This window comes from Flaviramulus multivorans (assembly GCF_021728415.1).
Classification (GTDB): domain Bacteria; phylum Bacteroidota; class Bacteroidia; order Flavobacteriales; family Flavobacteriaceae; genus Sabulilitoribacter; species Sabulilitoribacter multivorans.
In genome coordinates, this window is the sequence record NZ_JAKKDV010000001.1 from 185,417 (window position 1) to 199,710 (window position 14,294).

At 34.0% G+C, this 14,294-nt stretch carries 12 protein-coding genes; 10 read left to right on the plus strand and 2 right to left on the minus strand.

Translation table 11 applies throughout. The features are described from left to right. Positions 1-9: 9 nt before the first annotated feature. The 5 genes from L3X39_RS00860 to L3X39_RS00880 all read left to right on the plus strand — a co-directional run bounded on the left by L3X39_RS00860 (position 10) and on the right by L3X39_RS00880 (position 6,927). Complete coding sequence (locus L3X39_RS00860) at positions 10-969, plus strand: electron transfer flavoprotein subunit alpha/FixB family protein (RefSeq protein WP_237229482.1); 960 nt, start codon at positions 10-12, stop codon at positions 967-969. Between the two features lie 124 nt (positions 970-1,093). Further along, a complete protein-coding gene (locus L3X39_RS00865; RefSeq protein ID WP_237229483.1) occupies positions 1,094-1,717 on the plus strand; it encodes a bifunctional nuclease family protein in 624 nt (207 codons plus the stop codon). A 15-nt stretch (positions 1,718-1,732) separates the two neighbouring features. Continuing rightward, positions 1,733-3,262, plus strand: coding sequence for a NupC/NupG family nucleoside CNT transporter (locus tag L3X39_RS00870; RefSeq protein WP_237229484.1), 1,530 nt, complete (start codon positions 1,733-1,735; stop codon positions 3,260-3,262). Positions 3,263-3,349: 87 nt separating this feature from the next. After that, entirely contained in the window at positions 3,350-4,174 is an 825-nt protein-coding gene (locus L3X39_RS00875) for a thymidylate synthase (protein WP_237229485.1), read from the plus strand. A gap of 14 nt (positions 4,175-4,188) precedes the next feature. Beyond that, a complete protein-coding gene (locus L3X39_RS00880; protein WP_237229486.1) occupies positions 4,189-6,927 on the plus strand; it encodes a T9SS type A sorting domain-containing protein in 2,739 nt (912 codons plus the stop codon). 71 nt (positions 6,928-6,998) lie between these two features. Here the strand turns inward: L3X39_RS00880 and L3X39_RS00885 are convergent, their stop codons facing one another. After that, positions 6,999-7,295, minus strand: a complete 297-nt coding sequence (locus L3X39_RS00885; RefSeq protein WP_237229487.1) for an isoamylase early set domain-containing protein — start codon at positions 7,293-7,295, stop codon at positions 6,999-7,001. A 306-nt stretch (positions 7,296-7,601) separates the two neighbouring features. Between L3X39_RS00885 and L3X39_RS00890 the strand changes: the two genes are divergently transcribed. From L3X39_RS00890 to lspA, 5 genes are all read left to right on the plus strand, one after another. Next, on the plus strand, positions 7,602-8,513 hold the full coding sequence (locus L3X39_RS00890) for a dihydrofolate reductase (protein ID WP_237229488.1): 912 nt from the start codon (positions 7,602-7,604) through the stop codon (positions 8,511-8,513). Positions 8,514-8,582: 69 nt separating this feature from the next. Then, positions 8,583-9,854 carry an Nramp family divalent metal transporter gene (locus tag L3X39_RS00895; RefSeq protein ID WP_237229489.1) on the plus strand — a complete coding sequence of 424 codons (1,272 nt, stop codon included), beginning with the start codon at positions 8,583-8,585 and terminating at the stop codon, positions 9,852-9,854. Positions 9,855-9,913: 59 nt separating this feature from the next. Continuing rightward, on the plus strand, positions 9,914-11,470 hold the full coding sequence (locus L3X39_RS00900; RefSeq protein ID WP_237229490.1) for an NAD(P)/FAD-dependent oxidoreductase: 1,557 nt from the start codon (positions 9,914-9,916) through the stop codon (positions 11,468-11,470). A gap of 42 nt (positions 11,471-11,512) precedes the next feature. Then, positions 11,513-12,406: an ACP S-malonyltransferase gene (gene fabD / locus L3X39_RS00905; RefSeq protein ID WP_237229491.1), complete on the plus strand. Its 894-nt coding sequence runs from the start codon at positions 11,513-11,515 to the stop codon at positions 12,404-12,406. Further along, a complete protein-coding gene (gene lspA, locus L3X39_RS00910; RefSeq protein ID WP_237229492.1) occupies positions 12,407-12,922 on the plus strand; it encodes a signal peptidase II in 516 nt (171 codons plus the stop codon). Positions 12,923-12,924: 2 nt separating this feature from the next. Here the strand turns inward: lspA and L3X39_RS00915 are convergent, their stop codons facing one another. Further along, entirely contained in the window at positions 12,925-14,202 is a 1,278-nt protein-coding gene (locus L3X39_RS00915) for a metal-dependent hydrolase family protein (protein ID WP_237229493.1), read from the minus strand. Positions 14,203-14,294 lie beyond the last annotated feature (92 nt).

Here is a 14,294-nt window from a genome sequence, read left to right on the forward strand (position 1 = left end):
AATAAGAATATGTCAGTTTTAGTATATACAGAATCAGAAAAAGGAACATTTAAAAAAACCGCATTGGAAGTGGCTTCCTATGCAAAAGCTATAGCGTCTCAATTAGGAACGACCGTTACTGCTATTGCTATAAATGCAAATGATACTTCAACTCTTGGGAACTATGGTGTTGATAAAGTTTTAAATGTAAAAAACTCGCAGTTAGAAACATTTAATGCAAATGCCTATGCCTCTGTTATTAAGCAGGCTGCTGAAAAAGAAGGAGCAAAAGTTGTAATTGTAAGCTCTAGTGCAGATAGCAAATATTTAGCACCATTATTGGCTGTTGGATTAAACGCAGGTTATGCTTCTAATGTTGTTGAAGCACCTTCTAGCACAAGTCCTTTTACAATAAAACGTTCAGCGTTCACAAATAAAGCTTTTGAAATAGCTCAGATAAATACCGATGTGAAAATTGTTGGTGTTTCTAACAATTCTTTCGGATTGGTTGAAAGTAATGGTAGTGCTTCTGCGGAAGAGTTCTCCCCTTCAATTCCAAATTTAAGCGTCAGGGTTGAATCTGTAGATAAAGCTACGGATAAAGTAACGATAGCAGACGCTGAAATTGTAGTTTCTGCTGGACGTGGATTAAAAGGTCCTGAAAATTGGGGTATGATTGAAGAGTTAGCCGATGTTTTAGGTGCTGCCACGGCATGTTCTAAACCAGTATCAGATTTAGGCTGGAGACCTCATAGCGAGCATGTTGGACAAACAGGAAAACCTGTCGCTTCAAACCTTTATATAGCTATAGGTATTTCGGGAGCAATTCAGCATTTAGCCGGTATAAATGCTTCTAAAGTAAAAGTAGTTATTAATACAGATCCTGAAGCTCCTTTCTTTAAGGCCGCAGATTATGGCGTTGTTGGAGACGCTTTTGAAGTAGTCCCACAACTTATTGAAAAATTAAAGGCTTTTAAAGCACAACAATAAAATTATTTTTTATAAATTGTATCTTAGTATCGTATTGAACTGCTTAAATTAGCATTTTATCTTAATCTGCCTAAGGTAGTTGGTAAAGTCCGAATTTAAACAGTTCTTTGCGTTTTTATAAAATATGAGTTTAGTAAGATTAAATATTAAAGGAATATCCTATAGCCAAACCCAAAATGGCGCTTATGCCTTGATTTTAAACGAGGTTGATGGGGACAGAAAACTCCCTATTGTAATTGGTGCTTTTGAAGCACAATCTATTGCCATTGCCTTAGAAAAAGAAATTAGTCCACCTAGACCATTAACACACGATTTATTTAAAAATTTTGCAGATAGATTTGATATTATTGTTAAACAAGTTATAATTCATAAACTGGTTGATGGTGTATTTTATTCTAGTTTAATTTGCGAACGCGATAAAATTGAAGAAATTATCGATGCTCGAACCAGTGATGCTATTGCTTTAGCTCTTAGATTTCAAGCGCCTATATTTACTTATAAAAATATTCTTGATAAAGCAGGGATTTATCTTAAAGTAAACCCAAAAAAGAAAGACGAAGACGAAGAAAATCAAGATAGTATTTTGATGGATGATTTGGTAGCTAATGAACTAGAACCTCAAGAGACAAAAGAAAATTTTAAAGGCAAAACTTTAAAAGAACTTCATAATTTATTGGATGAAGCTGTGCTAAACGAAGATTATGAAAAAGCCGCACGGATTCGCGACGAAATTTCTAAAAGAGAATAACACCCAACTTAAATTATGAGAAAGCATTTTTTGTTTTTTGTTTCCCTAATTTTATTTTTTACTTTAACCACACAAGCACAAGATTTAAATTCAAAATCTCAATTAAACACAAATCAAAATACTACTACCGTTGAAACTAAATCACCTGATTCAGTTTTAACAAATAGTACTGAAGCAAAAACCTCAAACGTTTCTCATTCGCCTTCACAAAATACGTCATCAACTGATATCATACCTAGTCAAGGTTTTTCAATAAATAGTTTGTGGCGCGGTATTTTAGGAATGATTACTTTAGTGTTTATTGCTTTCCTTTTTAGTAGTAACAAAAAAGCTATTAATTGGAAAATTGTGGGTATTGGATTAGCCTTTCAATTACTTATAGCTATTGGTGTTTTAAAAGTTGAATTTATTAAAAGTATTTTTGAATTCATCGGTGGTTTATTTGTTCAAGTATTAGAATTCACCAGAGCTGGAAGCAAATTTTTGTTTGAAGGATTGGTGGTTGATATGGATACTTTTGGGTTTATATTCGCCTTTCAAGTATTACCTACTATTATATTTTTCTCCGCACTTACTTCGGTATTATTTTATTTAGGTATCATTCAAAAAGTAGTAAAAGCTATGGCTTGGTTACTTACAAAAGCCTTAAAAATTTCTGGGGCAGAAAGCTTAAGCGTTGCGGGTAACATATTTTTAGGACAGACTGAAGCGCCGCTTTTAATAAAAGCTTATTTAGAAAAAATGAATAAGTCTGAAATGCTTTTAGTAATGATTGGTGGAATGGCAACCGTTGCTGGTGCCGTATTAGCAGCTTATATTGGATTTCTTGGTGGAGACGATCCTGCTTTACGCTTATTCTATGCAAAACATTTATTAGCAGCTTCTGTAATGGCAGCTCCTGGAGCTATAGTCATTTCAAAAATTTTATATCCACAAACCGAGGAAGTTAATACAGATGTTAGCGTTTCACAAGAAAAAATTGGTTCTAATTTTTTAGATGCTATTGCCAATGGTACTACAGAAGGCTTAAAGCTTGCCGTAAATGTTGGTGCTATGTTATTAGTCTTTGTAGCTTTTATAGCTATGATTAATTACGGGTTCTTAAAAATAGGCCATTATTCAGGATTAAACAGTTGGATAATTGAAAATACCAGATATGAAAGTTTGTCTTTGGAGTTTATTCTTGGGTATATATTTTCACCACTTATGTGGTTAATTGGTGTAGCTAAAGAAGATATGGCACTTATGGGTCAGCTTTTAGGTATTAAATTAGCCGCTAGTGAGTTTGTTGGCTACATTCAATTAGCCGACTTAAAAAATGTTGGAAACTCCATTCACCTTACTTATGAGAAATCTATAATTATGGCAACTTATATGCTTTGTGGTTTTGCAAATTTTGCTTCTATAGGCATTCAAATAGGAGGTATTGGGTCGTTAGCCCCTGGTCAGCGTAAAACGTTATCAAAGTTTGGTATGAAAGCTTTAATTGGAGGTACCATAGCGTCTTTAATTTCGGCAACTATTGCAGGTATGATTATAGGTTAATAACTTTTTCTGCAAAATCAAAGTTTTAACATAGTACCTTAATAGTTTTTTATATTTTTATTTTTTTTTAAGAAATTGACAATTTAAATGCAACAATATCACGACTTAGTAAAGCACGTTTTAGCAAACGGAAACGAAAAACAAGATAGAACGGGTACAGGTACAAAAAGTGTTTTTGGATACCAAATGCGATTTGATTTAAGTGAAGGATTCCCGATGGTAACCACAAAAAAATTGCATTTAAAATCCATTATTTATGAACTCTTGTGGTTCTTAAAGGGTGATACTAATATTAATTATTTAACAGAGAACGGTGTTCGTATCTGGAATGAGTGGGCTGATGAAAATGGTAATTTAGGCCCTGTTTATGGACATCAATGGCGTAACTGGAATAGCGATGAGATTGACCAGATAAAAGAAGTTATCCATACTTTAAAAAACAACCCAGATAGTAGAAGGATGTTGGTTTCTGCTTGGAATCCTTCAGTTTTACCAGACACATCTAAATCGTTTAGTGAAAATGTAGCCAACGGAAAAGCTGCACTTCCTCCTTGTCACGCATTCTTTCAGTTTTATGTTGCCAATGGTAAGTTATCATGTCAGTTATATCAACGTAGTGCCGATATCTTTTTAGGAGTTCCTTTTAATATCGCTTCTTATGCTTTGTTTACCATGATGATGGCTCAAGTTTGCGGCTATCAAGCAGGTGAATTTATACACACATTTGGTGATGCTCATATATATAGTAATCATTATGAGCAATTAGAACTTCAACTTTCCAGAGACATAAGACCTCTTCCAAAAATGATTATAAACCCTGAAGTGAACAATATTTTCGATTTTACTTTTGAAGATTTCACTTTAGTTGATTATAACCCACATCCACACATTAAAGGTGTGGTTGCTGTTTAACTTAAAAATATGCTATGAAAAAAACTTTACTATTTGTATTATCACTTTTACTAATTTCGTTATTATTTGTGGTTACAAAAAAAGACCCAACAACAACTCAAAAAGTTGTTAAAATTGAACGAAAGACAATTAATCCAACCCACGCTGGAAAGAAAAAAACACTTGAAGAAAGAGCGCTTTATAATGAAGCCAGAAATTTACATGAATTTTATAGACAGGTTAATCCTTTAACAGGAGTTATTCCAAAAGAAGAGAAAAACCGAGAATTTAAACAGGCAACGAGTTCTAAATTAAGAAAAAACTTAACAGGTAAAGTTCCTCAAACAACCTATATAAATAGAGGCGCAAGTAATTTAGGCGGACGTACTAGAACCATCGTTATAGATAAAAGTGATAACACTGGGAATACTATTATTGCCGGTGGTGTTAGTGGTGGTGTATTTAGAACAACCAATGGAGGTGCCAGTTGGACTAAAGTTTCTGCAAATGACGAAATACATAATGTTACCTCTATAGCTCAAGACCCTACAAATACAAATATATGGTATTATGCTACTGGTGAAGGTTTAGGTAATTCTGCTTCACTGAGTGGTTCTTTTTACTTTGGCCAAGGCATTTGGCAATCAATTGATGGTGGATTAACTTGGAGTCAAATTGCATCTACAGCTTCCGATCAAGATGTTTTCAATGCACCTTTCGATATCATTTTTAAACTAGCTGTTCATCCAACTAGTGGTAATCTTTATGCTGCTACTTTTGGTAGAATCATGAGATACAATAATAGAAGTTGGACTACAGAAATAGATGGTGGTGCCACAAGTACTAATAGAGCAACCGATGTAGTAATTACAACAGGAGGTAGAGTTTATGCTGCCTTCTCTGGAACACATGACGCAGCTATAGAAGGAGTATGGACTTCAGCAAATGGTGTTGGCGGTTGGTCGAGAATAAATAATAACGGGATTGACCCAGCATATTTTACACCTGCAGGACGTGTTGTTTTGGCTTTAGCACCTTCTAATCAAAACAAATTATACACCTTATTTGTTAACGGAAACGGTTCCGATTGTTCTACAACTCCTGCTATTGAGGCGGATTTATGGATGTGGGATCAATCTACATTAACATACACCGATTACTCAAGTAAACTTCCTGATGAAACAGGTTGTTCAAATGGAAACGACCCATTTGCTGTTCAAGGTGGTTATGATTTAGTAGTCAGTGTTAAACCAGATAATGAAAACTTTGTGGTTATTGGTGGAACAAATTCATATAAAATGAGCAATATTACTGGCGCAGGTACTTTTACACGTATTGGTGGTTATGCTTCTGCAAGTGGTTATGCTCAATATGCTAATAATCATCCCGATATTCATGCTTTAGTTTTTAGCCCTTTTAACAGCAATGTTCTTTTATCTGGAACTGATGGGGGCATCCATAGAACTTCAAATATTACAGCTCCTACTGTAGGTTGGACAAGTTTAAATAATAACTACCAAACCCAACAATATTATCATGTAGCTATAGATCCTGCTACAGGGTCAGATATTGTTCTTGGTGGTTTACAAGATAATGGAACTAACGCCGGTGGAATGGATTATGGCCAACCTGATTTAACAACTCAAACCAATGTTGGTACAGGTGATGGGGCTGCCTCTGCTATTTCTAGAGATGATGCTTGTATTCCATTCTTCATAAGTGTTCAAAATGGAACGCTTTATAGAGATTGTCCTACATTTGCTAATATTACCCCAGAAGAAAGCCCAGGAGTTACTTATGAGAGTCAATTTGTTACTTATTTCTATTTAGATCCTGATAACAACAATGCACTTTATTATGCTGCCGAAAAGACACTTTTAAGAACTACTGACGCAACTAATGTGACTGCAAGTACGTGGACTGATATGGGTGCCACTAATACTACTTTTAGCCATTTAGACTCTTTTCAAACATTTTCTACAACTAGAGGCACATATAATCCAGCCACTAGTTATTTGTTAATGGGCGGTGATGCTGGACATATTTACAGATTAGATGATCCGCAAAATGCAGCATCTATTGCATCAGCGGTTGATATTACACCACCAACGGCTACTATAGAGTTTCCATCTATTGTTACCGGATTAGCTATACATCCAACTAATAGAGATATTGTTTTAGCAACTTATTCAAATTACGGAACTGAAAGCATATTCTTAACTACTAATGCCACAAATGCTAGCCCAACCTGGACATTGGTTGAACGTAACTTATCATCTCATTCTATAAGATCTGCCGCTATTGCTGAAGTTTCTGGTCAAACTATTTACTTTGTTGGTACCGCTAGAGGATTGTATAGCTCACAAGATCCAACAACTACAGACTGGGTTAGAGAGTCTCCTGATGAAATAGGGTTTGCTTTGGTAAGCTCATTAGCTTATAGGCCTTCAGATAATCATTTGTTAATTGGAACGCACGGTAATGGTATGTATGAAAGTATTATCACAGATGTATTAAACACAAATGATATTAATGATATCAGTCATTATATTTCGTTATTTCCTAACCCGACTACTGACGAAATAAATTTAAATATTCCTCAAGAGTTTGGAAATTCAATAAAGTACAGTATTAAAAATATGCTAGGGCAATCCATAACTAACGGTACGCTTTTAAGCAATAAAATTGATGTTAGTACTTTACAGACTGGAATGTATTTTATAGAACTTAATACTGGAGATAAAAAAGGAACTAAGAAGTTTATTAGAAAATAATAAAAACTTCATGAAAATAAAAAAGCACTTTCTATAAAGAGAGTGCTTTTTTGTTTGTATAAGTTGAATTACTATACGTTTACAACGCTATTTTCTGCTCCAGCAAAATCATTCCAAGCGTATGCATCAGCCGCATCATCGTTAACGTAAACACCATCAACTACATATTTAAACTCATAAGAGTTTCCTGTTTCTAAATCAAGTGTTCCTTTAAAAGTACCATTTTTTAATTTTTTAAGAGGTGCTTTTTTAGCATTCCACTCATTAAAGCTTCCAACTACTGATACTTTTTTCGCGTCTTCAGCAGGCAAAGTAAAAGTTACTTTACACACGGGTTTACTTTTTAAATATTGTTTCTTAATAGACATGTTTTTAAATTTTAAAGTGTTGTTTTACGGTGCAAATTTAGGAACATTTCTTAACTAGTATGTATTTATTGCTATGAGATTTGAAAAAATTATCAATTTGTTAATTGTAATTCAAATAAATTATTGGTTAATAAAAAAATTAGCATAATATTTATATAATCATCAACAAAAAAAATTACGTTTCTAGCTGATAATCAATCACTTTTAACCGAAAACGATTTCGAAAATCAACTTGATTTTACATAAATTATTATTGATTTTATTATCATCAAAAAGCATTAACTTTACAGCCGTTATTTTAGCACTATGTTTGGAAAAAAGAAACCCACACCACAAATAGATAAAGACCAATTAGAGTTAATCGAAAATGCTCAAAAGCGGATTAAACAAAAAAAGCGTTTGTACATACATTTTGTTGTTTTTTTAATTGGTGCCGTCTTTTTAATTATTGCTAATACTGTATTGGGTATTGGTAAAGATGTTACATTATTTGGTAAGGAGTGGTTTTTATTTGCTATTCTTATATGGCTTTTCTTTTTTCTTTATCATGTTTTCAATGTTTTTATTACACATAAATTTATGGGCAAAGCATGGGAAAAAGCCCAATTGGAAAAACTAGTTGCTAAACAGCAAACCCGCATAGACAAACTTAAAGCAGGGTTTGTAAAAGAAGAAACTCTCATAGCACAATCGGAAGTTTACAACGAATCCCAAACTAAAACTAAAAAGAACAAACTAACTATTATTGTAGCAGCTGCCGAAAATGATGCTATTGGATTGGGTAATAAATTAATTTGGCATTTAAGTGATGACTTAAAGCGGTTTAAGAATTTAACAAGCGGACATCATATTATTATGGGGCGCAAAACATTTGAAAGTTTTCCAAAGCCATTACCTAATAGAATTCACGTCGTAATCACCAGACAACAAAACTATAAGGCTCCAGAAGGGGTTATTGTAGTGAGTAGCTTAGAAGATGCTATTGACGCGTCAAAAAACGATTCACAACCATTTATAATAGGTGGTGGCGAAATTTATAGACAAGCTTTACCATTTGCGAATAAAATAGAATTAACTCGTGTTCATCATAACTTTGAAGCGGATACGTATTTTCCAAAAATTGATACTTCAGTTTGGAAAGAAACATCAAATACGTTTCATAAGAAAGATGAAGAGCATGATTATGAATTTTCTTTTATATCTTACGAGAGAAAATAAAATTATGATGAGTACACTAACTCAAAATATACATTGCTGGAAACAATATTAATCTGAAACTACAAAATTATGGCTGATGAAACCAGTAAAAATTCTCTATTAAAAAAAATTATTGCCATTATTTTAAGTTTTGGTCCAGGTATTTTTGCCATTGGTTATACCATAGGCACCGGTAGTGTAACCTCAATGATTGTTGCTGGAAGTAAATTTGGTATGCAATTATTATGGGTTCTTTTATTAAGTTGTTTGTTTTCGGGTATATTAATGTTTGCATATGGTAATTTTGCATTAATTACAGGAGAAACAGCTCTTTACGGATTTAAAAAGCATTTGAAATTTGGTAAAATTTTAGCCATATTAATAATTATTGGTGTCACGTTTGGTCAATGGAATTCGTTAATGGGTATTTTAGGAATTTCATCAAATATTATTTTTGAAATATTAGCCATTAATTTTGAAAGCTTAGTTCCTTATAAATATGAAACAGTTCTATTAACAGCCATTATAATAATTACTGTATTCTATTTGTTGATGCTTGTTGGAAAATATACCTTTTTTGAAAAAATATTGGTAATATTCGTAACCCTCATGGGTGTTTCGTTTTTAATTTCATTATTTTTTGTACAACCACTTCCTGTAGATGTAATAAAAGGATTAATCCCCACTATTCCTGAAGTTCCTGGTGGTAAAATGCTTGTTGCAGCCTTTGTTGGTACGACCATGGCAGCCGCAACTTTTTTATCAAGACCTCTCTTTATAAAAGGTAAAGGGTGGACTATAAAAAACCTTCCACAACAAAAGAAAGATTCTATTACGGCGGCTATTTTAATTTTTGTGATAAGTGGGACTATAATGGCAGTAGCGTGTGGTGCTTTATTTCATGAAGGCAAAGTGGTAACACATGTGCTTGATATGGCTAATACTCTGGAACCAGTTGCTGGTAAATGGGCTGTTACCATTTTCTTTTTTGGAGCATTAAGCGCAGGGTTATCTTCTATTTTTCCATGTTTATTAATTGCTCCTTTATTAATTGCGGATTACCAATCAGGAGAATTAGACACAAACTCGAAGCAATTTAGAATCATAACTGCCGTTGCATGTTTAGTAGCGTTAATAGGTCCTATATTTGGCGCAAATCCTATTGAAATTCAAATTTTGTCACAGGTCTTTAATGTTTTTGTATTACCTATAGTTATACTAGGTATTATTCTAATGTTAAAAAACAAAAAAGTTATGAAAGATTACAAAACAGGTCTTAGCATTTATATTGGACTTTATGCTGCTTTTTTCTTTTCGTTACTCATTTCGTATAACGGAATAATAGCACTTTTAGATTATTAGTTCGAAAGCAACTTCATTAAACTTTAAACTTCAGAATCAATTTTAAGTAATTTTACCAAATGATAAAAGAGGTTCAGATTCGAATTACACTAAAAGAAGAAGAAATTAGTGATATACTTGTTTTAAAATCAGCCATAAAATTAGGCATAGATAAAAGTGATATTACTGGTATAAAAATTCTACGTAAATCGATTGACGCCAGAAAACCAAAAATTATATTTAACTATAAGGTAGCCGTTTATATTCGCGAAGTCGTACCTAAAACCTCTGAATATCAATTCGATTATAAAGATATCAACAGTGCAAAACCTATCCACATCATTGGCTTTGGTCCTGCAGGTATGTATGCTGCGCTACGATGCATAGAACTTGGTTTTAAACCTATAGTACTAGAACGTGGAAAAAATGTTCAAGATCGACGCCGAGATTTAAGAGCTATAAATCAAGACCATTTTATAAACGAAGATTCGAACTATTGTTTTGGTGAAGGTGGTGCTGGCACCTACAGCGATGGTAAACTTTATACCCGTAGTTTAAAGCGAGGGGATGTGCGCAGAATTTTTGAAAATTTAGTATTTCATGGAGCAACAGAACAAATATTAATTGATGCACATCCACATATTGGCACTAACAAACTCCCAAAAGTGGTTCAAAATATCCGTGAAACTATTTTGAATTACGGTGGTGAAATTCATTTTGAAACACGCGTTACTGATTTTATTTTAAAAAATAGTGCCATACAAGCCATTCAACTTAATGGAGAAGAAGAAATGTCTGTAGAAAAAGTGATTCTAGCAACGGGGCATTCTGCTAGAGATATTTTTTATTTACTTCATAAAAAACAAATTGCAGTAGAAGCAAAATCTTTTGCAATGGGCGTTCGTGTAGAGCATCCACAGCATATCATAGACTCTATCCAATATCATTGCAGCGGTGAACGCCATGAGTTATTACCTGCTGCTTCCTACAGCTTGGTTCAACAAGTAAACGACAGAGGTGTTTACTCGTTTTGCATGTGCCCTGGTGGATTTATAGTTCCGGCAGCTACCGCCAATGGTGAAGTGGTTGTTAATGGTATGTCGCCATCAAAACGCAATAATTTATACGCAAACTCGGGTATTGTTGTTGAAATTGATGTTAACAAAGATTTGCCTAAATACGAACATTTTGGAGCATTAAAAGGACTAGAATATCAAAAGAATTTAGAAAAATTAGCTTTCACATCTGGAGGACGAAGTCAAGTAGCGCCTGCACAACGATTAACCGATTTTGTAGAAGGCAGATTATCAAGCAACTTAAATCCAACGTCCTATCAACCGGGTTTAAACATTGCTCCCTTACATTCTCTTTTACCTAAATTAATTGGAAGCAGATTACGAAAAGGATTTCAGGCTTTTGGTCAAAAAATGAAGGGCTATTATACTGAAGAGGCTAACATTGTTGGCGTTGAATCAAGAACCTCATCCCCAGTTTGTATTCCTCGAACTGAAACCTTAGCACATCCACAAATTTCAAACCTGTTCCCTTGCGGTGAAGGAGGTGGGTATGCAGGTGGTATTGTTTCTGCCGCCATGGATGGAGAACGATGCGCAGAAGCTGCAACTAATACCTTCTAGTTATAATTTTATTTCTATTTTTGCATGATAAATTAAACCAACATGAACGCATATATATTTCCAGGTCAAGGTGCACAATTTTCAGGAATGGGCTTAGACCTTTATGAAAATTCACCTTTAGCACAAGAATTATTCGAACAAGCAAACGCTATTTTAGGTTTCAATATCACAGATACTATGTTTGAAGGTTCTGCTGATGACTTAAAAGAAACCAAAGTAACACAACCAGCTATATTTTTACACTCAGTTATTTTAGCCAAAACTTTGGGAGCCAGTTTTAAACCAGATATGGTTGCAGGACATTCACTTGGTGAGTTTTCGGCCTTAGTAGCTAATGGTGCTTTAAATTTTGAAGATGGTCTAAAATTGGTCTCACAACGTGCTTTAGCAATGCAAAAAGCTTGTGAATTGCAGCCAAGTACCATGGCCGCTGTTTTAGGTTTAGATGATGATATTGTTGAAAAAATATGTTCAATGACTGAAGGTATTGTTGTTGCCGCGAATTATAATTGCCCAGGTCAGTTAGTGATTTCAGGTGAAGTTGAAGCTATAAACAAAGCTTGTGAAGCACTGAAAGAAGAAGGTGCTCGTCGTGCTTTAGTATTACCTGTTGGAGGTGCGTTTCATTCACCTTTAATGGAGCCCGCTCGCGAAGAATTGGCTGCAGCCATTGAAAATACTACATTTAGTAAACCCAATTGCCCTATATATCAAAATGTAACAGCCAATGCTGTAATTGACCCAACCGCTATAAAAGCAAATTTAATTTCTCAATTAACCGCACCGGTACGATGGACACAATCTGTACAACAAATGATTACAGACGGTGCTACTTTATTTACCGAAGTTGGACCTGGTAACGTACTTCAAGGTTTAGTAAAGAAGATTAATAGAGAAGCGCAAACTGCTTCAGCAACACTAGATACTAATAACTAAATGAAGTTATCAAAACGGTCAGCATTCATATCCTTAGTTATTGTTCTAACTATTGTTATCGATCAAATTTCAAAAGTACTTGTTAGGGCAAACATAATTGGTCAAACAGAAACCAGACCCAGTGAACGCATCTCTTTAATTGGTGATGCCTTTATTATGATGAATGTTGAAAATAAAGGTGCTTTTTTAGGAATGGGTAGTGAATTAAACAAACCTTTACGAATCATTTTACTACTTATTCTTCCCTTATTAGTATTGGGCTATGTTTTACGATATATTTTAAGAGACAAAAATTTAGATAATTGGTCGCTTTTTGCTTTTTCAAGTATTATAGGTGGTGGTATTTCTAATGTTTTTGATAGAATTGTTTATAGTTCTGTTACCGATTTCCTATTCATTGATTTGGGTGGTGTTTTTAAAACTGGTATTTTTAATATGGCGGATGTATTTGTTACAACAGGTATGATTATCTTGGTTTTTGCTAGTTTTATTAAAAAGAAAAAACAATTGAGTTAAGATTAATTACGCTTATAGACAACACCTTCTTTCATTACAAAAATAACATCCTCTAAAGTTTTTATGTTTTCTATCGGGTTGTCGTTTACAGCTATAATATCGGCTATAAAACCTACTTTTATTTCTCCCAATTCATTCTCAGCATTTAAGATTTTCGCACTTATTATCGTGGCCGTTTGAATAGCTTCCATAGCAGGCATTCCCACTTCAACCATATAGCCAAACTCTTTACCGTTTTCTCCGTGTTTAAAAACACCAGCATCTGTTCCAAAGGCAATTTTAACCCCTTTTTTATAGGCCTTAGCAAAAGTTTCTTGAATTTTAGGTCCTATTTCCAATGCTTTTGGCACGACTAACTCTGGATAAAAACCTTTTATCTTGGCTTTTTCGGCAACCTCTTTCCCTGCGGTAATGGTTGGTACATAGTAAGTTCCATGTTTCTTCATTAATTCCATGGTTTCATCACTCATCAAAGTTCCATGCTCAATGGTTGTAACACCACCGATTACAGCTCGTTTCATACCTTCATCACCATGAGCATGAGCTGCAATGGTCATTCCATAATCTTTAGCTGTTTTACATATTTCTTCAATTTCCTCAAGTGTAAATTGTGGGTTTTGACCACTTTTTGCAACGCTTAAAACACCACCAGTAGCAGTGATTTTAATCACATCAGCACCATCTTTGTAACGTTGTCTTACCGCTTTTCTGGCATCTTCAATACCATTAACAACACCTTCTTTAGGACCTGGATCACCCATTAACTCTTTTTTCATTCCGTTAGTTGGGTCTGCATGTCCTCCTGTGGTCGCAATAGATTTTCCAGCGGTAAAAATTCGAGGTCCTATCACATCTCCTCTATTTATAGCATTTCGCAAAGAAATATTAACTCCCGATCCACCTAAATCCCTAACTGTAGTAAATCCCGCCATTAATGTTGCTTTTGCAAAAACGGTGGATTTAAAAGCCACATCGGCTTCATTGTCCGTAAATCTTTCTAAATATTTTTTAGGATTCGATTCTTGTTCTAAATGCACATGCATATCTATTAAACCTGGTAAAACAGTTTTGTCTTTTAAGTCGATAATTATATCGGCTTCATTTTCAGGTTGAAGAAATCCATTTTCTACTAATAAAATTTTATTCTCTGAAACAACAATAGTTTGATTCGTTAATACATTACCATTCTTAGTATCTACTAATTTTCCACAGTGCATGTAAGTGTTCTGAGAAATGGCAGTGTATCCAATAAAAAGAAGAAAATAAAATAACTTTTTCATATTCAATAATTTTGTTCGATTTAAATATACAATTAATATTTTATCGGTTTTAATTAAAAATTTAATGTAATTTATTAAAACAGAAAAGAGCT

Excerpts from the sequence above, each read along its gene's own strand:
- L3X39_RS00915 (WP_237229493.1), bottom strand. The coding sequence starts at position 14,202 with ATGAAAAAGTTATTTTATTTTCTTCTTTTTATTGGATACACTGCCATT.
- L3X39_RS00895 (WP_237229489.1), top strand. The coding sequence starts at position 8,583 with ATGGCTGATGAAACCAGTAAAAATTCTCTATTAAAAAAAATTATTGCC.
- L3X39_RS00875 (WP_237229485.1), top strand. The coding sequence starts at position 3,350 with ATGCAACAATATCACGACTTAGTAAAGCACGTTTTAGCAAACGGAAAC.
- lspA (WP_237229492.1), top strand. The coding sequence starts at position 12,407 with ATGAAGTTATCAAAACGGTCAGCATTCATATCCTTAGTTATTGTTCTA.
- L3X39_RS00880 (WP_237229486.1), top strand. The coding sequence starts at position 4,189 with ATGAAAAAAACTTTACTATTTGTATTATCACTTTTACTAATTTCGTTA.
- L3X39_RS00890 (WP_237229488.1), top strand. The coding sequence starts at position 7,602 with ATGTTTGGAAAAAAGAAACCCACACCACAAATAGATAAAGACCAATTA.
- L3X39_RS00865 (WP_237229483.1), top strand. The coding sequence starts at position 1,094 with ATGAGTTTAGTAAGATTAAATATTAAAGGAATATCCTATAGCCAAACC.
- L3X39_RS00885 (WP_237229487.1), bottom strand. The coding sequence starts at position 7,295 with ATGTCTATTAAGAAACAATATTTAAAAAGTAAACCCGTGTGTAAAGTA.
- L3X39_RS00900 (WP_237229490.1), top strand. The coding sequence starts at position 9,914 with ATGATAAAAGAGGTTCAGATTCGAATTACACTAAAAGAAGAAGAAATT.
- fabD (WP_237229491.1), top strand. The coding sequence starts at position 11,513 with ATGAACGCATATATATTTCCAGGTCAAGGTGCACAATTTTCAGGAATG.
- L3X39_RS00860 (WP_237229482.1), top strand. The coding sequence starts at position 10 with ATGTCAGTTTTAGTATATACAGAATCAGAAAAAGGAACATTTAAAAAA.
- L3X39_RS00870 (WP_237229484.1), top strand. The coding sequence starts at position 1,733 with ATGAGAAAGCATTTTTTGTTTTTTGTTTCCCTAATTTTATTTTTTACT.